At 72.8% G+C, this 20,629-nt stretch carries 20 protein-coding genes and 1 riboswitch; of the genes, 14 read left to right on the plus strand and 6 right to left on the minus strand.

Features of this window, described 5'->3' with window-relative positions; translation table 11 throughout:
- The first annotated feature begins 20 nt into the window (after positions 1-20).
- The 8 genes from IFU19_RS16955 (at position 21) to thiD (ending at position 7,833) form a co-directional block, all read left to right on the plus strand.
- Positions 21-1,634, plus strand: a complete 1,614-nt coding sequence (locus tag IFU19_RS16955; RefSeq protein WP_192012698.1) for a D-alanyl-D-alanine carboxypeptidase — start codon at positions 21-23, stop codon at positions 1,632-1,634.
- 5 nt (positions 1,635-1,639) lie between these two features.
- Positions 1,640-1,996: a GntR family transcriptional regulator gene (locus tag IFU19_RS01220; RefSeq protein WP_191915410.1), complete on the plus strand. Its 357-nt coding sequence runs from the start codon at positions 1,640-1,642 to the stop codon at positions 1,994-1,996.
- Positions 1,997-2,223: 227 nt separating this feature from the next.
- Positions 2,224-2,532: a hypothetical protein gene (locus IFU19_RS01225; protein WP_191915409.1), complete on the plus strand. Its 309-nt coding sequence runs from the start codon at positions 2,224-2,226 to the stop codon at positions 2,530-2,532.
- Between the two features lie 132 nt (positions 2,533-2,664).
- Positions 2,665-3,996: an HNH endonuclease gene (locus IFU19_RS01230; RefSeq protein WP_191915408.1), complete on the plus strand. Its 1,332-nt coding sequence runs from the start codon at positions 2,665-2,667 to the stop codon at positions 3,994-3,996.
- A gap of 128 nt (positions 3,997-4,124) precedes the next feature.
- Complete coding sequence (locus IFU19_RS01235; RefSeq protein WP_191915407.1) at positions 4,125-4,790, plus strand: SDR family oxidoreductase; 666 nt, start codon at positions 4,125-4,127, stop codon at positions 4,788-4,790.
- Positions 4,791-4,860: 70 nt separating this feature from the next.
- Positions 4,861-4,952, plus strand: a riboswitch (TPP riboswitch).
- Positions 4,944-5,756, plus strand: a complete 813-nt coding sequence (gene thiM / locus IFU19_RS01240) for a hydroxyethylthiazole kinase (RefSeq protein ID WP_192012699.1) — start codon at positions 4,944-4,946, stop codon at positions 5,754-5,756. Its footprint overlaps the riboswitch before it by 9 nt.
- Positions 5,753-6,397, plus strand: coding sequence for a thiamine phosphate synthase (gene thiE / locus IFU19_RS01245; RefSeq protein WP_192012700.1), 645 nt, complete (start codon positions 5,753-5,755; stop codon positions 6,395-6,397). The genes thiM and thiE overlap by 4 nt, the downstream gene beginning before the upstream one ends.
- The gene (gene thiD / locus IFU19_RS01250; protein ID WP_192012701.1) at positions 6,394-7,833 is read left to right on the plus strand and encodes a bifunctional hydroxymethylpyrimidine kinase/phosphomethylpyrimidine kinase; all 1,440 of its coding nucleotides are present in this window, start codon (positions 6,394-6,396) and stop codon (positions 7,831-7,833) included. The genes thiE and thiD overlap by 4 nt, the downstream gene beginning before the upstream one ends.
- 40 nt (positions 7,834-7,873) lie before the next feature.
- On the opposite strand, the gene IFU19_RS01255 is transcribed toward thiD, so the two are convergent.
- The 5 genes from IFU19_RS01255 to IFU19_RS01275 all read right to left on the minus strand — a co-directional run bounded on the left by IFU19_RS01255 (position 7,874) and on the right by IFU19_RS01275 (position 11,740).
- Positions 7,874-8,059 (minus strand): DUF5302 domain-containing protein, encoded by a 186-nt coding sequence (locus IFU19_RS01255; protein ID WP_055832781.1) that lies wholly within the window; start codon positions 8,057-8,059, stop codon positions 7,874-7,876.
- A 106-nt stretch (positions 8,060-8,165) separates the two neighbouring features.
- Positions 8,166-9,092, minus strand: a complete 927-nt coding sequence (locus IFU19_RS01260) for a DnaJ domain-containing protein (protein ID WP_191915403.1) — start codon at positions 9,090-9,092, stop codon at positions 8,166-8,168.
- An 87-nt stretch (positions 9,093-9,179) separates the two neighbouring features.
- A complete protein-coding gene (locus tag IFU19_RS01265; protein ID WP_055940929.1) occupies positions 9,180-9,707 on the minus strand; it encodes a hypothetical protein in 528 nt (175 codons plus the stop codon).
- Positions 9,704-10,555 (minus strand): LssY C-terminal domain-containing protein, encoded by an 852-nt coding sequence (locus IFU19_RS01270; protein WP_191915402.1) that lies wholly within the window; start codon positions 10,553-10,555, stop codon positions 9,704-9,706. Before IFU19_RS01270 ends, IFU19_RS01265 begins: the two co-directional genes overlap by 4 nt.
- A 120-nt stretch (positions 10,556-10,675) precedes the next feature.
- Positions 10,676-11,740 carry a 3-hydroxyisobutyryl-CoA hydrolase gene (locus tag IFU19_RS01275; protein WP_191915401.1) on the minus strand — a complete coding sequence of 355 codons (1,065 nt, stop codon included), beginning with the start codon at positions 11,738-11,740 and terminating at the stop codon, positions 10,676-10,678.
- Between the two features lie 87 nt (positions 11,741-11,827).
- On the opposite strand from IFU19_RS01275, the gene IFU19_RS01280 reads away from it, so the two are divergent.
- From IFU19_RS01280 to IFU19_RS01290, 3 genes are all read left to right on the plus strand, one after another.
- On the plus strand, positions 11,828-13,105 hold the full coding sequence (locus tag IFU19_RS01280; protein WP_192012702.1) for an ABC transporter ATP-binding protein: 1,278 nt from the start codon (positions 11,828-11,830) through the stop codon (positions 13,103-13,105).
- Positions 13,102-13,920, plus strand: a complete 819-nt coding sequence (locus IFU19_RS01285; RefSeq protein ID WP_070409079.1) for an ABC transporter permease — start codon at positions 13,102-13,104, stop codon at positions 13,918-13,920. Before IFU19_RS01280 ends, IFU19_RS01285 begins: the two co-directional genes overlap by 4 nt.
- Before the next feature lie 104 nt (positions 13,921-14,024).
- A complete protein-coding gene (locus IFU19_RS01290) occupies positions 14,025-14,843 on the plus strand; it encodes a sulfite exporter TauE/SafE family protein (RefSeq protein WP_055832774.1) in 819 nt (272 codons plus the stop codon).
- 44 nt (positions 14,844-14,887) lie between these two features.
- Here the strand turns inward: IFU19_RS01290 and IFU19_RS01295 are convergent, their stop codons facing one another.
- Complete coding sequence (locus tag IFU19_RS01295; RefSeq protein WP_055832773.1) at positions 14,888-15,277, minus strand: hypothetical protein; 390 nt, start codon at positions 15,275-15,277, stop codon at positions 14,888-14,890.
- A gap of 141 nt (positions 15,278-15,418) precedes the next feature.
- Between IFU19_RS01295 and cofG the strand changes: the two genes are divergently transcribed.
- Genes cofG through fgd form a run of 3 tightly spaced genes read left to right on the plus strand, consistent with a single transcriptional unit; the run spans position 15,419 to position 20,381 of the window.
- Entirely contained in the window at positions 15,419-17,887 is a 2,469-nt protein-coding gene (gene cofG, locus IFU19_RS01300) for a 7,8-didemethyl-8-hydroxy-5-deazariboflavin synthase CofG (RefSeq protein ID WP_192012703.1), read from the plus strand.
- Complete coding sequence (locus IFU19_RS01305; RefSeq protein WP_192012704.1) at positions 17,884-19,374, plus strand: NAD(P)-binding domain-containing protein; 1,491 nt, start codon at positions 17,884-17,886, stop codon at positions 19,372-19,374. The genes cofG and IFU19_RS01305 overlap by 4 nt, the downstream gene beginning before the upstream one ends.
- Positions 19,371-20,381, plus strand: coding sequence for a glucose-6-phosphate dehydrogenase (coenzyme-F420) (gene fgd, locus IFU19_RS01310; protein ID WP_055832771.1), 1,011 nt, complete (start codon positions 19,371-19,373; stop codon positions 20,379-20,381). The genes IFU19_RS01305 and fgd overlap by 4 nt, the downstream gene beginning before the upstream one ends.
- The last annotated feature ends 248 nt before the right edge of the window (positions 20,382-20,629 follow it).

Raw genomic sequence — 20,629 nt, forward strand, 5'->3', positions numbered from 1 at the left:
GCCCGGGGTAGCGTGGGCGGGTGCACGAGCAGACCCCGGAGACACGGCGCGCGCGGCGTGACCCGGCGGACCCCGCGCCCGAGGGCGAAGCGATACCGGATGCCGGGATCCCGCCCGTGACGGCGGACGGCACGGCCACCGCAGGGCCCGGTGCAGAGGCAGCCTCTTCCGGCTCGGACACGTCAGCTCCCGTCGCGGCCGGGGACCCGGCATCCACGCCGCCCTCCGACGCACCGACCTCCGACGCACCGCCCTCCGACGCACCGCCCTCCGACTCACCGGCCGCGGAGCCCACCTCGGCCGCCTTCGCCGCCCTGGGCTGGGTCGATCCCGCCGAGGCCGGCGCCGCGCGACCCGCACCGGCGTTCGTGGTCTCGGGTGCGACCGTGCGTCAGGCCGACCTGCTCGCCGGCACCCGCCGCCGCATCCTGCGACCGGCCACCGTCGTGCCGACGGTGCTGCTGATCCTGCTCGTCGCCGGCTACGCGGCGGCGACCCTGCTGTGGCCGCTGACCGCCGTCGCCCCCACCGTGCGCGCCGTGGCCCTACAGCCCACGGCTGCCCCCTCGGCCGTGCCCGCCTGGCCCGCACAGGGAGAAGCCGCGATCGCCATCGACGGCGTGCCCGAGACGCTGTCGTCGTCGGCGAGCGCACCGGAGTCGATCGCGAGCATCACCAAGGTCGTCACCGCCCTCGTCGTGCTCGACCGACTCCCCCTGGCTCCCGGCGAGCAGGGCAAGTCGTACGCGTTCACTCAGGCCGACAGCGCCGATTACTGGCAGTACCGCGCCCGCGGCGAATCGTCGCTCGACGTTCCCGTCGACGGCAGTCTCACCGAGCTGCAGATGCTGCAGGGCATGCTCATCGCCTCGGCGAACAACTACGCCCAGCGGTTGGCATCCGACCTCTTCCCCTCGGATGCCGAGTTCGCGGCCGCCGCGAACGCGTACCTCGCCGAGCGCGACATCACCGGAGTCACCATCGTGAACCCGACGGGGATCGAGGCGGGCAACACCGCCACCCCCGCCGCCCTCATCGCGCTGGCGGAACGGGCACTGGCCAATCCCGTGATCGCCGAGATCGTGCGGACCCCCGAACTGACGCTCCCCGGTGCGGGCACGTTCAAGAACGGCAATGCACTCTTGGCCGATCCGGGAATCGTCGGGGTGAAGACCGGCACCCTCGACGCGTGGAACCTGCTCACCGCCAAGGACATCGCGGTCGGCGGCACGACGGTGCGCGCCTACGCCGCGGTGCTCGGCCAGCCCGGACCCGACACGCGCAATCAGGCGGCGCGTGACCTGTTCACGCGCATCGAGCAGGAACTGCAGCCCAGCCCCTCGGTGACCGCCGGCACCGTCGTCGGCAAGGTCGAGACACTGTGGGGCCCCGACATCGACGTCGTCACCGACGCCGACGCGACCGTCGTGCTGTGGAACGGCGGCGCCGCGAAGCACACCGTCGACTTCGACCTGGGCGACGCGCGGGAGCCCGGCACCACGATCGGCACGCTGACCGTGACCGGCCCCGTCGACGCCGACACCGTCGACGCGCAGCTCACGGGCGAGATCGAACCACCCGACCCGTGGTGGCGCCTCACCCACCCCCTCGACCTCTTCGGACTGAACGGCTGACGGTCATGGACTTTCGACTGGATGCCGCTTCCCCCACCCCGCCGTTCGAGCAGGTGCGCGCGCAGATCATCGCCGCGATCGACGACGGAACGCTCGTCGCTGGCACCCGGCTGCCTCCGGTGCGCACTCTGGCGGGCGACCTGAACCTCGCGGCGAACACCGTCGCCCGCGCCTACAAGGAGCTGGAAGAAGCGGGGTACGTCGAGACGCGCGGCCGCGCCGGCACGCTCGTCAAGGGCACCGACGCCGCATCGTCGCGCGCCGCCCAGGCGGCACGGACGTACGCCGAGACGGTGCGCCGCCTCGGCGTGGATCCGGGCGACGCGCTGGAACTCGTGCGCGCGGCCCTGCGCGACGGCTGACGGGATCGCGGCGCTCGGCCCCGGGGCGGAGCGTACGCTGCGCGGGGTCTGTTGCCCGGCTCGTTCGCGCGTGAGGACCTGTCGCCCCGCTCCCGCGTGGCGGGGGCTCTGCCGCGCGGCTCGTGTCGTCGTGGCGGTCCCGGAGCGCGCCGAAGGGACCGGACTCGCCCCGGCATCCCGAGGTCCGCGGTGCACCTGAAGCCCGCCTCCTGCGATAGACATCTCCCATGCCCGATCACCACGAGCCCGGGAGCGGCACGGAGCCGGAACGGCGCGCAGAACTGGCGCGCATCGAGCGCCAGCTCTCGGAATCGGTCGAGGCCGCCCTGCGCTATCCCCACAGCCGCCGGTTCGCGATCCACCAGGACGAGCTGCAGGCGCGCGCCAATGTCATCCGGTCGCAACTCGGCGAGCCCGAACGACCCCTGGGGCCCGTGGGGGGACGCCCGGGCCGCTGGCAACGGGCGCTTCTCCTCGCCTCGCTGGCCGCGGCCGTCCTCGTCGTCGTCTGGCTCGTGGCGTCGAGCATGCTCTGACGGCCGCACGAGACGGACGACGCCCCAGCCCGGCCACGCACCTGTCCTCCACAGGCGAGGAAAGTGCAGATCCGTCCCCGGAACGCTCCTCGCGGACCGCCGAATGTCGGAGGTCCGCGCTAGCATGCACACATGCACATCGACACCTCACCGACGGACCCGAAAGGCGGGGCGAAAGCCCTCTCCGCGGTGCTCGCCGAGGTGCTCCGTACCGGTGCCGATCTGGCCGCGGCCGAGGTTCAGCGCACCCGCGCGCTGGCCGAAGCGGGGCACCTCGCGCTCGGCGCCATGGCCGACCGACCCCCGTCGGGGCGGGTGGCCGAGATGGCGTTGCGCGAAGTGGCGTCCGAGCTCGCCGCCGCCGAGAATCTCTCGGACCGCAGCATGCAGACGCAGATCAACGCGGCGATGACCTTGGTCGACGACTACCCCGCCACCCTCGCGGCATGGGAGGCCGGCGCGATCGGTCGACCTCACGTCCGCACGATCCTCGACGCCGGCGAGCCCCTTTCTCCCGACGTCCGCGGCGAGTTCGACGTGCTGGCCGTGGCGACCGCCGAGGGACTGAGCCCCGGGCGCCTGCGTTCGCGTCTTGCTGTTCTCGCCGAGCGGCTGCAGCCGACCACCCTCACCGAGCGCCATCAACGGGGTCGAGAGACGCGGGGCGTGCGCATCGTGACCGGTCGCGACGGCATGTCCGATCTGGTGGCGACCCTGCCGACCGTTCTGGCCGTGGGCGTCTACGACCGGCTCACCCAGCAGAGTCGGGCGCTGATCGACGCGCGCGGCGAGACCACGGTGTCGGTCGCCGACGAACGCACCATGGCGCAGGTGCGGGCCGATGTGCTGGCCGATCTGCTGCTGACCGCCGCACCCGAGGCCGATCCGACGCGGGGCGATGACGGCCCCGGTGTCCTGGGGGCGATCCGCGCTCGGGTGCAGGTCGTCGTGCCCGCGCTCACCATGATCGATCCGGGCAACGAGAACCTCGAGCCCGCCGAACTCGTCGGGCACGGCCCCATCGACGCCGACACGGCACGCGGCCTGGCCGAGTCGACGACCGTTCCGTGGGACCGCCTCATCACGCACCCCGTCACGGGCTCCGTGCTGTGCACCGACACCTACCAGCGCACCTCCGCGATCGACCGGTTCCTGCGGGCCCGCGACCGACACTGCCGCTGGCCCGGGTGCACCGTCCCCGCGGTCCGCTCCGAGGTCGATCACACCCACGACTACGCCCTCGGCGGCGCCACCGAGGTGAGCAACCTCAGTCACCTCTGCCAGCGACATCACACGCAGAAACAGTTCACCCGCTGGACGGTCAGACAACTGGCCGGCGGGGTGCTCGAATGGACGAGTCCGACCGGCCGGGTCTACAGCGACGAACCGCTCCCCTACTCGCCGGCGGTGAGGTTCCTGCCCGACGACCCCTCCCCGCCCGAACGAGAACGCGCCCCCTTCTGAGCCCTCTGGGGTGCACGCCCACTGCCCGCCGGTCTCCGCACCCGAACCGACGAGCCGCACTCCCCAGCGCCCACGCCCCACCCCCGAGTGCTCGCGCACCCCCGAGCACCCGCCCTACGCTCGACTCCATGCCCCTCGCCCTCGTCACCGGCGCCGCGCGCGCGAACAGCATCGCCGCGGGCATCGTCCCACGCCTCGAGGCCGACGGATGGGAGGTCGTCACGAGCGACCTCGCGACCGGCGACTACCCGTGCGATCTGTCGAGCCCCACCGCCCCGACCGACCTGGTCGCCCGGATCTCGAGCGAACGCGGCCCCCTCCACGCGCTCGTGCTCAGCCACGCGCACGACGTGGAGACCGGCATCCTCGACACCACCGCCGAGAGCTTCGACCACCACGTCGCCGTCAACGCCCGCGCCTCACTGCTGCTGATCGCCGCGTTCGCCCGCCAGGTCGATGCCGGCGGCGGCGCGATCGTCGCCTTCACGAGCGACCACACCACGGGCAACCTTCCCTACGGCGCATCGAAGGGCGCCCTGGATCGCATCGTCATCTCGGCCGCCCGCGAGCTCGGACCCCGCAACATCTCGGCCAACGTCGTGAACCCGGGCCCCATCGACACCGGATGGATGGATGCCGAGACCCGAGACGCTCTGACCGGGTACCACCCGCTCGGCCGCATGGGCACCCCGCGAGACGTCGCGGGTGTCACGGCCTTCCTGCTCTCGGAGCCGGGGCGCTGGATCAGCGGTCAGCTGCTGCAGACCGACGGCGGGTTCTCCGCGCGATACTGAGCGGCGCGGGACTGGCCGTCGCGTCACTGGCCGTCGCGGTACCGACCGTCGCGCCTGTGCTAGCGTCACCGGCAGTGACACGGGGTGCCCTTCGGGGCTGAGAACACACCCGTCGAACCTGATCTAGTTCGTACTAGCGAAGGGATGTCGCGAATGGTCGTTCGCACGTCGTCGTCTCCGTCCGCCCCTCTCACCGCCCCCGCCCCCGCCGAGGCGCTCGCGGCGCTGCGCGAAGCCGCGCCGCTCACGCAGTGCATCACCAATGCGGTGGTGACGGGCTTCACCGCCAACGCCCTGCTGGCCCTCGGCGCCGCCCCCGCGATGTGCGACATTCCGGGCGAGGCGGGCCTGTTCGCCGGCATCGCCGGCGGAGTGCTCGTGAACCTCGGCACCCCCACCGCCGAGCAGCGCGAAGCCGCCCGCGAAGCCGTTCGGGCGGGAACCCCGTGGGTGCTCGATCCGGTCGCGGTCGGTGCGCTGCCCGTGCGCACGGCACTCGCACACGAGCTGCTCGACGCACGCCCGGCGATCATCCGCGGCAACGCGTCCGAGATCCTCGCCCTCGCGGGATCCGGCGCCGGCGGGCGGGGCGTCGATGCGACCGACTCGACCGACGACGCCCTCGAGGCCGCTCGCGCGCTCGCCCTCCGCACCGGCGGCACGGTCGCCGTCTCGGGAGAGACCGACCTGATCGTGGATGCCGAGCGCACGGCGTCGGTGCCCGGCGGCAGCATCCTGTTGACCAGGGTCACCGGCGGCGGCTGCGCCCTGGGGGCGGCGATGGCGGCCTTCGTCGCCGTCGTGCCGCCCTTCGACGCGGCCGTGGCGGCGAGCGCGGTCTGGGCCGTCGCGTCGGAACGCGCGGCAGCGCACAGCCGGGGACCCGGGTCGTTCGCGGTGGCGTTCCTCGATGAGCTGGCCGCCGTGCGCCCCGCCAATCTCGACGGCCGGGTGCGACTCTCGTGAGCGACCTGTCGCTCCACCTCGTCACCGACCACCGCGTGCCCTTCGCTCGACTGCGCGACATCGTCGACGCGGCCGTCGACGCGGGCGTCACCGTCGTGCAACTGCGCGACAAGGTCGCCTCGGGCCGTGAGCTGTTCGCCCGCACCCTCGACCTCGCCGACGTGGTGGCCGGTCGCTGCGCGTTCATCGTCGACGATCGCCTCGACGTCGTGCTGGCCGCCCGCGACCGCGGCGCCCGGGTCGACGGCATCCACCTCGGCCAGGACGACGTGCCGATCGGTTCGGCGCGCGCCCTGCTGGGAGCCGACGCCCTGATCGGATGGACGGCTCACACCCCCGCGCACCTCACCGCCGCGGCGGCGTTGCCCGCGGGCACGGTCGACTACCTCGGCGTCGGCGTCATCCGAGCGACGACGACGAAGCCCGACCATCCGCGACCGCTGGGCATCGACGGGTTCGCCGAGCTGGCGGCCTCGACCGCGTCGCCGTGCGTCGCGATCGGCGGGATCGACGTCGACGACGTCGCCGCCCTGCGCGCGGCGGGAGCGGCGGGGGTCGCGGTGGTGTCCGCCGTGTGCGCGGCCGACGACCCGGGCGCCGTCGTGCGCCGACTGCGTGCGGCGTGGGGAGCCGAAGGATGAACGGGTCGAGCCCGCGCGTGCTGAGCATCGCCGGCACCGACCCGACGGGCGGCGCCGGCATTCAGGCCGATCTCAAATCGATCGCCGCGTTCGGCGGCTACGGCATGGCGGCGGTGACGGCGCTCGTCGCGCAGAACACCTCGGGCGTCCGCGACGTGCACGTGCCCCCGACGGCGTTCCTCGACGCACAGCTCCGCGCCGTGAGCGACGACGTCGAGATCGACGCGGTAAAGATCGGCATGCTCGGCTCGGCCGAGGTGGTCGCGACGGTCGACGCGTGGCTCGCCGACGTGCGTCCGCCCGTCGTCGTGCTCGACCCCGTCATGATCGCCACCAGCGGCGACCGCCTGCTCGACACCGATGCCGAAGCGGCCGTCCGCGCCCTGTGCCGACGCGCCGACCTCGTCACCCCGAACCTCCCCGAGCTCGCGGTGCTCGTCGACGAGCCCGTCGCGACGACGTGGGAGGCCGCCGTCGTCCAGGCGCAGACGCTCGCCGCCCGCGCCGACACCGCCGTGCTGCTGAAGGGCGGGCACCTCGGCGGTGCGGAGAGCCCGGATGCCATCGTCGACGCCACCGGCGTGCACGTCGTGCCCGGCCCCCGCGTCGCCACCCGCCACACCCACGGCACGGGATGCTCCCTGTCGTCGGCGATGGCGACCCTGGCCGCTCACGGGCTGAGCTGGCCCGAGGCCCTGACGCGGGCGAAGCGGTGGCTCACCGGCGCGCTCGAGCACGCCGAGGCGCTCCACGTCGGCGCGGGGAACGGCCCCATCGACCACCTGCACGAGCTCCGTCCGCACATCGACCTCGGCCGCTCGTGGAGCAGCGAGCGGTGGGAGGCCACGGCCTCGACCCGCGCCGACGTCGACGCGTGCGCGTTCGTTCAGGGCTTGGCATCCGGAGACCTCGACCGCGGCGCCTTCGAGTGGTACCTCGGCCAGGACCTGCTGTACCTGCGCGAGTACGCGCGGGTGCTCGCGCGCGCCGCGGCCCTCGCCCCCACGGTCGACGAGCAACGCTTCTGGGCCACGGCGTCGGTGTCGTGCCTGGTCGAGGAGGCGGCGCTACACCAGTCGCACGTCGACCCCGCGGGTCTCGCTCCCGCTCCCGCGACCTCGGCGTACACGGACCATCTGCACGCGGCATCCACCGCCGGGTCCTACGCGGTGCTGGTCGCCGCGATCCTGCCGTGTTTCGTGCTGTACACCGACATCGGCGTGCGTTGGCGCGGCACGTTCACCGACGGGCATCCCTACGCCGACTGGCTCACGTCGTACGGCGACGAGACGTTCGAGACGTCGTCGGCCGAGGCGTCGCTCATCGTGGATGCCGCGGCCCGCGAGGCCTCCGCCCGCACCCGCGCGGCGATGGCCGCCGCGTACGACCGGTCGATGCTCCTCGAGCTGGCGTTCTTCGAGGCCCCGCTCGTGTGAGGGGCCGGGGCCCCTCACACGCACGCGACGCGGGATGGGATCATCCCCCGCTCTTGCGGCGGAACTCCCTCTTGGTGACGGCTCCGTGCGTTCCCTGCACGGCGGAGTTTCCGTCGAGGTGCGCCTGACCCGAACGGTGCTGGCCGTTCTTCTTCTCGAGCGCTTCTTTGAACTTGCGCTTCATGTCGTCGGATGCCGAGGCGTCCGATGTCTCGTCGGTACTCATGCCTCCACCCTAGGCACGTGCGCGCGGGGTGTCTCGCGGGCCGGGCGAGAACGTCGCGACCGGCGGAGCGGCGGGACAGCCCCGGGAGCCCCTCGGGAGACGCCCCTCAGACGTGACGCACGCGCTGCTGCAACCGCGTGCGGATGTCGAACAGCTCCGTGCCGCCGACCTCGCGCGCCCCGGTGATGCCGCGCCGCAGCAGGGTGGTGAGGGCGCTGCGCGTCACCAGCGCGACGGGCGTTCCGCGCACCTTGCCGAGCTCGGTGATGGCGTCGAGCACGGCGTCGTCGGGCAGCACGACCATCGCGCCGCTGAAGCGCACACCGGCCGCCCGTGCGATCACGCGGGCGCGCGACACGAGCTCGGTCACGGGCGACCCGATGACGTGGGCCCCCGAGATCTCGCCGCGGCGCACCCCGACGGGGCCGCCGAAGTCCTCGCTCAGCAGGGCGTACAGGCCGCTCGGGCCGAGCACGAGATGGTCGAGCTTCTGCTCGGGATCGCGCCCGTCACGATCGGCGAACACGTCGTGCCACACCGTGTAGCCCATGCCGAGCTCCGAGACGAGACGCGCGGTCTCTTCCTCGGCGAGCGCGTCGGCGAGGATGTGCCGGATCTCGGGCGGCGCCGAGCGCACGAGCGCCGGGTCGTACGGGTCGGCGATGTCGACGCCGCGGCCCACCCACTCGCGGATGAGGTCGAGGTACCTCTCGCGCCGCCATCCGCCGGGCTGACCGTGCGATCGGGCGCGCGGGCGCGTGTCGGCGGGGCGGGAGGGACCGGATGCCGAGACCCCGCCGCCCCACTCCCCGGTCACCGTCCCGCGACCGCGGTCGTAGGCGCTTCTGGCCTCGGGCGTGCCGATGAGCTCCCACGCGCGCTGCACCTGCACGAACAGGGCCGCGTCGCCGCCCGTGTCGGGGTGCGTCTCGCGCAGGCGCACGCGATACGCGCGACGCAGGCCTTCGTCGTCGACGTCGGGCGCCACGCGGAGCACCTCGTATGCCGAGGACGACATGGGGCTGTCGAACACGTCCGTCTTCCGTTCCGCCGCGGGCGAGCGGCACCTCTCAGGCTAACCCGCCGAGATCCCCCGGGGTCGCGAGCGCCACCCGCTCGCTCAGCGCCGCCGATCCTTCCGTCGCGCGTACGCCGCCGCATCGCGGCTCGATAGGGCCAGCAGCACGAGCACGTCGAGGCTCAGGGTCGCCAGCGTCGTGCGCACCGTGATCTCCTCCCCCAGCTGCCACCAGCCGGTGAACGCCGCCGAGATCGACACCACCGAGATGAGCATCACGGCCACGCGGGCGAGGTTGCTCCCCCACAGCAGCAGGATGCCGAACACCACCTGCACCACGAAGATCGTCGCGAGCACACCCGCGAACAGACCGAAACCGACGTCGAGGTCGGACAGGGTCAGGGTGTCGGGCTCGATGGCCGAGCCGTTCGCCGCTCCCGCCACCGCCCGCATCCACGAGGGGAGCCCGAACACGACGGTCGCCCCCCAGAGCACCCCGGCCACCGCTCGCAGCAGCACCAGCACCGCACCGGCGACCGTCGCGACGGGGCGACGCATGGCCGGGTCGACGGGCACGGGGGCGGCGAGGGGTTCGAAGGCCGCGCGCTTGCGGGGGTGCCGGGTGATCACGGTCGCACCTCCGTCGGCGCGGCGGGGGTCGCGGCATCCGGGATCTGCACGGCCCGCACGTCGACGATCGGCAGGTCGCCGTCGGTGGTGATGCTGTCGCCGCCGCCGTTGCGCGAGTGGTACCCGGTCGCGAAGTCGCGGATGACGTCGACCGCCACCGCGGGCACGGCGGTGACGCTGGCGACGATGTGGTCGCGCTCGATGTCGGTGTCGGCGTCGATGCGGTGGGTCACCTGCAGCGTGAACAGCGACAGGCCCACGGCCCGGTCGAACGTGCCGGCGGCGAGCCAATCGACCCGGCGCCCTCCCGGCAGCAGCCATCCCTCGGGGCACCTCCACAGGCGCACGTGGTGGCGTTGGGCGGGAGAGCCCGCGACCTCCTGCTGGTAGGCCAGGTCCTGCATGCGTCCGAAGAGGAAGAGCGGGCTGACGGGGGCTCGCGGATAGCTGCGGCGCCGCAGCGTCGAGGCGATGATGCGCCATGACGAACCCAGGCTGACCGGGTCGGCGGGGATCCAGCCGGCCTCGGCCATGACCGCTTCGATGCGCGCCCGGTCGCCCTGGAACGCGAGGTTGACGGGGTCGCCGAGCAGACCGTCGGAGGTGCGGGTGCGGCCCATGAAGTAGTCGGGCACGTAGATCGCGGTGAGGATCCGGTGCAGTCGCGGCAGCACCAGGTAGGCGAGCAGACCCCAGAACGCGATCGCCATGAGCACCCCGCCCCACCCGAGCCGGAACGACTGCGTGAAGCTCAGGTAGGCCAGCCAGATCGCGGCGAGACCGGCGAAGACGAAGAAGAACCCGTCGAGGGCGTGTCCGAACGACCAGCGTCGTCGCGGCGCGGTCATCTCGTCGCCGCCCGCGGGTCGCTCCCCGCGCCGGAGGCCGGGGACACGGCGATCACGGGAACAGAAGACGTCACGGCCGAGGGCACGGCGATCACGGGAGAAAGAGAGATCATGGCCGGGTCACCACAGCGCCGGGTTCGGCTCGTACGCGAAGGCCTCGGCCACGCGGTCGGCGGGGAGATCGTCGAGGCGGGCCGGCGACCACGACGGCGAGCGGTCCTTGTCGACGACCTGCGCGCGGATGCCCTCCACCAGGTCGGGCTGCGTCTGGGCGAACCACATCACGAGGCCGTATTCCTGGGCGAGGGCCGCGCGCAGCGACGGCAGGGCACGCGCCCGACGCACCGCCTCGAGCGTCACGGCGAGCGCGGTCGGCGCCGATGCGGCCAGCAGCTCGGCCGTCTCGCGGGCCTCGGGCTCGGGCCGCGCACGCAGACGGTCCACGATGGCGGGAACGTCGTCGGCCGCGAACGCGTCGTCGATCCATTCCCTCGCCGCGATCAGCCTCGACGGCTCGGGGCTCTCGTCGAACAACAGCACGAGCTCGGTCGGGCTCGACGGGTCGGCGCGGTTCTCGAGGGCTTCGTACAGGGCCTCGAGGTGGGCGGCGGGCACCATGTGGTCGGCGAAGCCGGCGTAGATCGCGTCGGCGGCATCCATCGACCCCCCGGTCAGCCCGAGGTACTCGCCCAGGCGACCGGGCGCGCGACCCAGCAACCAGGAGCCGCCCACGTCGGGAGTGAAGCCGATGCGCGTCTCGGGCATGGCGAGCCGCGAACGTTCGGTGACGACGCGGATGGCCGCGTGGCCGGCGAGGCCGATGCCGCCGCCCATGCACACGCCGTCGGCGATCGCGACGACGGGCTTGGCCGAGGTGGCGATGAGCTGGTCGAGCGCGTACTCCTCGCGGAAGAACGCGTGCACCTCGTCGCCGCGCCCTCCGACGACCATCTCGTGCAGAGCGCGCACGTCGCCGCCGGCGCAGAACCCACGCTCGCCGGCCCCGTCGAGCAGCACGACGTCGACGTCGGTGTCGCGCTGCCACCGGTCGAGGGTGAGGGTCAACGCGCGGATCATGTCGAGGTCGAGCGCGTTGATCGCGCGCGGACGATTCAGCGTCAGACGACCGAGGCCGCGCCTCGACCGCACGAGGACGCTGTCGTCATCGGTTCGCTGAGCGTGCACGGTGCCACGTTACACACGCCCCGAGATGGGTTTTCGGCCTCGGATCGGGGAAGATAGGCGGAACGCCCATCGAACGAGAGGTGCCCGATGCCCGACGGACAGGTGCTCGAGCTCAACGGGCTCACCAAACGCTTCGGAGCCGTCTCGGCGGTCGACGGTCTCGACGCCCGCATCGAGCCCGGCCAGGTCACCGGCTTCCTGGGCCCGAACGGCGCCGGCAAGACCACGTCGCTGCGCATGCTGCTGGGCCTCGTGCAACCCACCGCGGGCACCGCCACCATCGGCGGCAAGCGCTACGCCGACCTCGCCTCTCCGCTGCAGAGCGTCGGCGCCGCCCTCGAGGCGTCGAGCTTCCACCCCGGCCGCTCGGCCGCCAACCACCTCAAGGTCTACGCGCGCGCGGCGTCGCTGCCCGTCTCGCGCGTCGACGAGGTGCTGGGCTTGGTCGGTCTCGCCGACGTCGCCGGACGCCGCGTGGGCGGCTTCTCGCTCGGCATGCGCCAGCGCCTGGGCCTGGCCACCGCGCTGCTCGGCGACCCCGGTGTGCTCGTGCTCGACGAGCCGTCGAACGGCCTCGACCCCGAGGGCATCCGGTGGATGCGTTCGCTGCTGCGTCACCTCGCCGAAGAGGGACGCACGGTGCTCATCTCGTCCCACCTGCTCGCCGAGGTGCAGCAGACCGTCGACGCGCTGCTGATCATCTCGCGCGGTCGCCTGGTGTTCCAGGGCGGGGTCGAAGACCTCGCCGACCCCGAGGAGTACGCCACGGTCGTCGACTCCCCCGACCGCACCGCCCTGTCGAGCGTGCTCGACGAGCGCGGCATCGACTACCAGCTGCTGCGCAACGGCTACACGATCCGCCACCACGAGCCGGTCGAGATCGGCGCCCTCGCCGCGGGCGCCGGTATCGCCCTGTCGAACCTGCAGAGCAAGGGCGCCAGCCTCGAAGACATCTTCCTCGAGCTCGTCAGCGGCGTGCGCGTGCACGCGAGCGCTGCGGCGGGCGGCGCTGCGGCGGCTCCTGCTTCGACTCCGGATGCCGAGACCCCCGCCCCCGCGCCCACGCCGGCGCCCGAGCCCGTGCTCGCACCGACGGCGGCCGCGACGGCGACGACTGCCACAGCCGATGAGGTCTCCCCCCGACCCGACGAGTTCGACGACGACGATCCCCGCCCCTCGACCGCGATGGTCGCCGTCATGGCCCCGCCGCGATCCGCGCGCCTCACGGCGTCCGACGGGGCATCCTCGAGCGACGACTCACCCCGCCGCTCGTACTCCGTCGCCTCGACCGGAGTGATCGACATCGTGCCCACCGCCGACCTCGACCACACGGACCAGACAGACCACACGGGGGTGCAGCGGTGAGCCTCGTCGCAGCGACACGATCCGAGTACACCAAGCAGTTCACCACCGCCGGCTGGTGGGTGCTGGCGATCGTCCTCGTCGCCTACGTCGCCTTCACGGCCGGCGTGCTCGCCTTCGTCTTCGGCGGAGTCGCCTCGGGTCGCCTCGGCGGCGCCACCGGCCCCGCGATGTCGGCCGAGGGCGTTCCGGGCCTCGTCTACAGCTCGGCGAGCGCCGTCGGGTACGTGTTCCCCCTCCTCGTGGGCACGCTCATGGTCACGACCGAGTTCCGTCACAAGACGCTCACGCCGACGTTCCTCGCCACCCCGCGCCGCGGCGTGATCCTGGGCGGCAAGTTCGTCGTGGGCGTGCTGGTGGGCCTGCTCTACGGCATCCTCGGTTCGGCCGCCGCGATCGGGGCGGGCGCCGGAGTGCTGAGCATCTTCGGCATCGACACCGCCCTCGGCTCCGCCGACACCTGGGAGCTCGTGGGCCGCATGCTGCTGGCCTTCGCCCTGTGGGCACTGGTGGGCATCGGCGTGGGCACGGTTGTGCGCAACCAGGTCGCCGCCATCGTCATCGTGCTCGCCATCACCCTCTTCATCGAGCCGATCGTGCGCACCATCGGCGGCGTGGTCGAGGGTTTCGACGACGTCGTGAAGTGGTTCCCCAGCGCCGCGAGCGATGCCCTGGTCGGCCAGACGATCTTCAGCTCGGTGTCGACCACCGGGGCGTCGACGCTCGACTGGTGGGTCGGCGGCCTCGTGCTGCTCGGGTACGCGGTGGTGCTGGTGGTCGTGGGGATGCTGACCACCTGGCGCCGCGACATCGACTGATCGGCGATCGCCCGGCGCGCACCGACGCCGCTCGCCGACCGCCGCGCCCGTGACGGGCGACGCCGCGCATTTGGCGCCGCCGCCGGCACCGGCGAGAATCAACCGTGCTCGATGGACCGGTGATCGCCGAATGGCTCCCCGTGTCGGTGGCATCCCTCCTGCTGCTGCTGGTCGCCGCGGGCGTCGCCGGATGGGTCGACGCGGTCGTCGGCGGCGGCGGACTGATCCAGTTGCCGGCGTTGGTCATCGCCGTGCCGAAAGACGTCGCGACCCCGTTCATCCTGGGCACGAACAAGCTGTCGTCGTTCTTCGGCACGCTCTCGGCGAGCGGGGTGTACCTGCGCAAGATCAGGGTGCAGCTCGTGCTCCTGCTGCCGCTGGTCGCCGGCGCGTACGCCGGTTCCACGGTCGGTGCCGCCCTCTCGCGCTTCGTCCCGCGCGAGGTGCTGACGCCCGTGGTCCTCGTCGCGGTGATCGCGGTGGCGCTGTACACGCTCTTCAAGCCCCGCATGGGACTGCACCACGAGCCGCGGCACACCCGACCGGCGGCCATCGCCTGGCGGGCGGGCGTGATCGGTCTGCTGGTGGGTTTCTACGACGGCATCCTGGGTCCGGGGACGGGGTCGTTCTTCGTCATCCTGATCGTCGCCGTGCTGGGGTACGGCTTCTTGCAGGCGAGCGTGAACGCCAAGATCGCGAACCTCACCACCAACCTCGCCGCCCTGGCCGTCTACGGCGTGCACGGCGAGATCCTGCTCGCCCTGGGCTTCGCCATGGCCGCGATGAACATCACCGGCGGATTCATCGGCGCGCACATGGCCACCCGCAAGGGCAGCGGCTTCGTGCGGATCGTGTTCCTGGTGACCCTGTCGCTGCTCGTGGTGAAGCTCGCGTGGGACACCGTGGTGCAGTTCACGGCGTGAGCCCGAACGCCGGGCGCGTGTAGCGGGCGCGTGTACCGGGCGCGTCAGCGGACGATGTCGGCGACGTCTTCGGGCTCGGATGCCACGTCGAGACGCAGCGCCCGCAGCAGCGCCACCCCGTGCTTGGTGGTGAGCACCAGACGCTCGTACTCGTCGTGACCCGTGAGGTCGACGACGACGCTGGGTTTGCGACCGCGGATGACGACGAAGTCGTTGCCGCTCGCCGACTTCCACGTGCCCATCCCGACGGCCACCGGCAGGTTGATGCCGGGATTCGGCACGCCGCGCAGCCACGTCCAGGCGTCGTCGGTCAGTTGCACGCGCTCGATGTGCTCGCGCGGCACGACGATGTTGGTCTTGCGGAAAGACATCGCTCGCTCGGTCGGCGACAGCACGACTTCGAGCTGCGTCGAGTCGAGCAGCAGGGTCACCATGCCTTCCATCCTGCCAGCGTCGACGGGGCGCGACGGGCTCGGCACCTCACGAGAGCGCAACGATCACCCGCCGCACGCACGCGCCGCGCGAGGCCCCGCCTCACCGGCCCGGATGTCGGAGGCGAGGGATAGCCTGGGACGATGAGTACGGGCAGTGTTGCGCCGCGAGTCGCACCGGCCCGCGGCACGTCGATCGACGATCTCCTCGCGCGCATCCGCGCCGGGCACCGCCCCGACGTCGACGAGACCGACGCCCTTCTGCACGCACCGCTCGACAGCCTGCTGCCCGTCGCCGCGGCGCTCCGCGACGAGGGGCTCATCGACGCCGGCCGCCCCGGCGTGGTCACGTACTCGCGCAAGGTCTTCGTGCCGCTGACGACCCTGTGTCGCGACCGCTGTCACTACTGCGTCTTCGTCGACACCCCCGGCCAGCTGAACCTACTGCGCAAGCCCGCGTACATGAGCCCCGAGCAGGTGCTCACCGTCGTGCGGCAGGGACAGGCCCTCGGCTGCAAAGAGGCGCTGCTCACCCTCGGCGACCGCCCCGAAGAGCGGTGGCCCGAGGCCCGCGCCTGGCTCGACGCGCACGGCTTCGCCTCGACCATCGACTACGTCGCCCACATCGCGCGTCTCATCACCGCCGAGACCGGCATGCTGGTGCACGCCAACCCCGGCGTCATGCACCCCGACGAGCTGGCGGCGCTGCGGCCCGTCTCGCCCTCGATGGGCATGATGCTCGAGACCACGTCGCGACGCCTGTTCGAAGAGCCCGGCCAGGTGCACTTCGGCTCGCCCGACAAAGACCCCGACCTGCGCCTCGGCGTCATCGACGACGCCGGCGCCGCCGGCATCCCCTTCACCACCGGCATCCTGGTGGGCATCGGCGAGACGGTGCGCGACCGGGCCGAATCGCTCGTGGCGATGCGCGACAGGCACGACCGGCACGGGCACGTGCAAGAGGTCATCGTGCAGAACTTCCGCGCCAAGCCCCGCACGGCCATGCAGGGCGTGCCCGACGCCGACCTGGCCGAGTACGTCGCGGCGGTCGCCACCGCCCGGCTCGTGTTCGGTCCGCGCATGCGCATCCAGGTGCCGCCGAACCTGTCCGACCCGGGCGAGCTGGGTCTGCTGATCGCGGCGGGCATCGACGACTGGGGCGGCGTGTCGCCGCTCACGGCCGACCACGTCAATCCCGAGCGTCCCTGGCCGCAGATCGACGACCTCGCCGCCCAGACGGCCGCGCACGGCTACACGCTGCGCGAACGCCTCACCGCGCATCCGGAGTTCGTGCGCGACGCGGCGCGCTGGATCGACCCCGCCCTGCACGCTCCCCTGCGGGCACTGGCCGATGCCGAGGGGCTCGCGGCCGACGTGACGCCGCACGCCAGCCTGCCCGAGGGCACGCACGCCGTGACGAGTGGAGGACGAGGGACGGAGGGAGGACTCCCTCTCGACGTCGCGTCCTCCGCCCGTCCCTCGTCCTCCGCCCATCCCGGCTCGACACCCTCAGCCCACCCCGGGAGCCCCGGCGGAGTGCCCGGCAGCGACCTGGGCGTCCGCCGTCTCGCCGAGCGGGCGGCATCCGACCCCCTGTCCCTCGACGACGCCGACTGGGTGCGCCTGCTGCGCACGACCGGCGCCGAGCTCGACGACCTCACCGCCGCCGCCGACGACGCGCGCCGCTACACCGTCGGCGAGCCGATCACCCTCGTGCAGAACCGCAACCTCACCTCGACGGGCTTGCGCCGCACCGGCCGCACCGCGCCGGGCGAGTTCGACCTCGACGACGCCACGGCCATCGCCGCCGACGCCGCCGCCCTCGGCGCGACCGAGATCTGCATCCAGGGCGCTCTGCGCGGCGACGAAGACCCCGCCGGCTACCTCGACCTCGTGCGGGCAGTCAAGCGCGGGGCTCCCGGCATCCACGTGCACGCTTACCGTCCGCTCGACGTGCGCGACCTCGCCGACCGCGGCGGACTCGGTCTCGCGGGCGCCCTCGCGGCCCTGCGCGAAGCGGGCGTCGACACCGTGCCGGGCACCGGCGTGAAGGTTCTCAGCGAGCGGGTGCGCGCCCTCGTCGCGCCGGGCGACCTCGAGATCGACCACTGGGTCGAGGGCATCACCGCGGCTCACCGCGCCGGTTTCCGCTCGACCTCGGTGCTGTTCTACGGCCACGTCGAGACTGCCGAGGAGCGCATCGCGCATCTGCGGCGCCTGCGCGAGATCCAGACCGAGACCCGCGGCTTCGCCGAGTTCGTGCCCATCCCCCTGCCCGGCGGCGACGTGCCGCTGGTCGCCGACCGCGCCCCGATCGACGAGCATCGCGCGATGGTCGCCGTGTCACGGCTGATGCTGTCGGGCAGCATCCCGCACGTGCAGATCCCCTGGACCCGCGTGGGCCGAGACACCGCCGCCGTGCTGCTGCGCTCCGGCGGCGACGACCTCGGCGGCACGCTGTACGACGGACGCGTGCGGCCCGACACGGGCATCGAGCAGGGACTCGAGCTCCCCGTCGCGGCGGCCGAGCGCATCGCCCGCAGCCTTATGCGACCGTTCCGCCTGCGCACGACCGACTACCGCGTCGCCGCAGAGGGCGGGGCCCGCGCGTGAGGGTCGTCGACGTCGCGATCGTCGGCGCAGGCTTCGCCGGCCTCGCGATGGCCGGGGCGCTCCGCCGGGCCGGGCGCGACGACTTCGTCGTGCTCGAGCGCGCCGACGACGTGGGCGGCACCTGGCGCGACAACACCTACCCCGGCGTCGCGTGCGACGTGCCCGCGCACCTCTACAGCCTCGCCGCGCACCCGAACGCCGGGTGGACGCGCACCTTCGCCCCCGGCGGCGAGATCCAGGCCTACCTGCGTGACGTCGCCGATCGCGAGGACCTCGGCGATCGGCTGCGGCTGCGCACGCCCCTGCTCGGAGCGGAATGGGATGCCGCCGACGCCGTCTGGCACCTCGACACGGGCGGCGAGACCCTCGCCGCGCGCTCCCTCGTCCTGGCCTGCGGACGCCTCACCGAGCCGCACGTGCCGGCCATCGACGGCCTCGAGTCGTTCGACGGGCCCCTCTTCCACTCCGCGCGGTGGGACCACGGCACCGACCTCGCCGGCATGCGGATCGCGGTCGTCGGCACCGGCGCCAGCGCCGTGCAGCTGGTTCCCGAACTGGCCCGCCGTGCCGCCCACGTGACGCTCTTCCAGCGCACCCCCGCGTGGATCGTGCCGCGCGGCGGAGGCGACATCGCGCCCGCCGAGCGCGCGCACCTCGCCGCGCACCCGGGGGATCTCGCGCGCCTGCGCGCCGAGCTGTACGCCGAGGGTGAGGCGCGCTTCGCGTCGCGCTCGGGTGACGCCGCGGCCTCCGCCGACGCCCGCGCCCACGCGCTCGCGCACCTGCACGCTCAGGTCGCCGACCCGGCTCTGCGCGCAGCCCTCACCCCCGACTACGCCTTCGGCTGCAAACGCGTACTGCTGTCCGATGCGTTCTACCCCGCCGTCGCGTCCGAGGCCGTGAGCCTCGAGCCCACCGCCCTGGCCGCGGTCGACGGCTCGACGCTGACGGCGCAGAGCGGCGCGACGTACGAGGCCGACGTGCTGGTGCTGGCCACCGGGTTCACCGCCGCCGAGCAGCCCTACGCCGACCTCGTGCGCGGCGAAGACGGCACCCTCGCCGCGCACTGGGCCGAGGGCATGACCTCGTTCGGTTCCACGGTGGTCGCCGGCTTCCCCAACCTGTTCGTGCTGAACGGCCCGAACGCGAGTCTCGGGCACAACTCCTCGGTCCTCATGGCCGAGGAGCAGTCGGCGTACGTCGTGCGGGCCCTGGCCGAGCGCGACCGCCGACCCGAGCGGGTGCTGCGGGTACGCCCCGAGGTCGAGGCCGCGTACACCGACGAGATCGCCGCGGCCGCGGCATCCACCCCCTGGCTCACCGGCGGATGCCGCAACTGGTACGTCGACGACCGGTCGGGGCGGCTGACCCTGCTGTGGCCGGGCACCGTGCAGGCGTTCCACGAACGGCTGGCCGGCACCGACGGGTCGGAGTTCGAACCCGCGCGCACCCCCGTGCGCGGTGGCGACGTTGAAGGAGAGAAATGACCGTTCCCCTGCGTTTCGGATACAAGGCTTCGAGCGAGCAGTTCGGACCCAACGAGCTCCTCGACTTCGGCGTGCTCGCCGAGAAGATGGGTTTCGACTCGGTCTTCCTCTCGGACCACCTCCAGCCGTGGATGCACGACGGCGGACACGCCCCCAATGCACTGCCCTGGCTCGGCGCCCTCGGCGCGCGCACCGAGCGCGTCATCATCGGCACGAGCGTGCTCACCCCGACGTTCCGCTACCACCCCGGCGTCATCGCCCAGGTGTTCGCCACCCTCGGCGTGATGTACCCCGGCCGTGTCGTGCTGGGCGTCGGCACGGGCGAAGCCCTCAACGAAGTGACCCTGGGCCTCGACTGGCCCGAGGCGCCGGAGCGTTTCCAGCGCCTCAAAGAGGCCATCGCGATCATCAACGAGCTCTGGGCCGGCGAGCGGGTCACCTACGAGGGCACCTACTACTCGGTGAAGGATGCCACGATCTACGACCGCCCCGAGCAGAAGGTGCCGATCTACATCGGCGCCTCCGGCCCCGCGGCCACCCGCCTGGCCGGACGCATCGCCGAGGGCTACATCACCACGAGCGGCAAAGACCCCGCGCTGTACACCGACACGCTGCTGCCCGCGCTCGACGACGGTCTCGGCAAGGCCGGCCGCACCCGCGACGACGTCGACACGCTCATGGAGGTCAAGGTGTCGTACCACCCCGACCACGACACTGCGCTCGAGAAGACGCGGTTCTGGGCCCCGCTCGCGCTCAGCGCCGACGAGAAGATGAGCGTGCACGACCCCCTCGAGATGCAACGGCTCGCCGCCGAACTGCCGATCGAGCGCGTCGCGTCGCGGTTCATCGTCTCGACCGACCCCGACGAGCACGTCGAACGCATCGCGCGATACGTCGACCTCGGCTTCCGCCACCTCGTGTTCCACGACCCCGGCCACGACCAGGAGGAGTTCCTGCGCATGTACGGCGAGGAGATCCTGCCGCGCCTGCGCAAACGCTTCGCCTGAGCCGGATCGGCGGGCGACGCGGCGGGTCCGGCGACGCTGCGGGGTCCGGCGACGCTGCGGGGCCCGGCGGCTCAGCGGCGCCGCGGGGTCCGGCGGATCTGCGGCGCCGCGGGGTCCGGCGGATCTGCGGCGCCGCTGACGGGAGCCGCGCGGGCAGCCCGCTTGCGGGGCGCCGGTGGGCCACACTCCTGAGAAAAGGTCCCCACGCTGCCCCCCACCCTCCGAAAGCACGACCCCCAGCCAGATAT

The sequence above is a fragment of the Microbacterium sp. CFBP 8794 genome, assembly GCF_014841235.1.
Lineage (GTDB): Bacteria > Actinomycetota > Actinomycetes > Actinomycetales > Microbacteriaceae > Microbacterium.

What these genes read in the sequence shown, in the direction of transcription:
- IFU19_RS01220 (WP_191915410.1), top strand. Translation starts at nt 1,640, where the DNA reads ATGGACTTTCGACTGGATGCCGCTTCCCCCACCCCGCCGTTCGAGCAG.
- IFU19_RS01225 (WP_191915409.1), top strand. Translation starts at nt 2,224, where the DNA reads ATGCCCGATCACCACGAGCCCGGGAGCGGCACGGAGCCGGAACGGCGC.
- IFU19_RS01230 (WP_191915408.1), top strand. Translation starts at nt 2,665, where the DNA reads ATGCACATCGACACCTCACCGACGGACCCGAAAGGCGGGGCGAAAGCC.
- IFU19_RS01235 (WP_191915407.1), top strand. Translation starts at nt 4,125, where the DNA reads ATGCCCCTCGCCCTCGTCACCGGCGCCGCGCGCGCGAACAGCATCGCC.
- thiM (WP_192012699.1), top strand. Translation starts at nt 4,944, where the DNA reads ATGGTCGTTCGCACGTCGTCGTCTCCGTCCGCCCCTCTCACCGCCCCC.
- thiD (WP_192012701.1), top strand. Translation starts at nt 6,394, where the DNA reads ATGAACGGGTCGAGCCCGCGCGTGCTGAGCATCGCCGGCACCGACCCG.
- IFU19_RS01255 (WP_055832781.1), bottom strand. Translation starts at nt 8,059, where the DNA reads ATGAGTACCGACGAGACATCGGACGCCTCGGCATCCGACGACATGAAG.
- IFU19_RS01270 (WP_191915402.1), bottom strand. Translation starts at nt 10,555, where the DNA reads ATGACCGCGCCGCGACGACGCTGGTCGTTCGGACACGCCCTCGACGGG.
- IFU19_RS01280 (WP_192012702.1), top strand. Translation starts at nt 11,828, where the DNA reads ATGCCCGACGGACAGGTGCTCGAGCTCAACGGGCTCACCAAACGCTTC.
- IFU19_RS01295 (WP_055832773.1), bottom strand. Translation starts at nt 15,277, where the DNA reads ATGGTGACCCTGCTGCTCGACTCGACGCAGCTCGAAGTCGTGCTGTCG.
- cofG (WP_192012703.1), top strand. Translation starts at nt 15,419, where the DNA reads ATGAGTACGGGCAGTGTTGCGCCGCGAGTCGCACCGGCCCGCGGCACG.
- fgd (WP_055832771.1), top strand. Translation starts at nt 19,371, where the DNA reads ATGACCGTTCCCCTGCGTTTCGGATACAAGGCTTCGAGCGAGCAGTTC.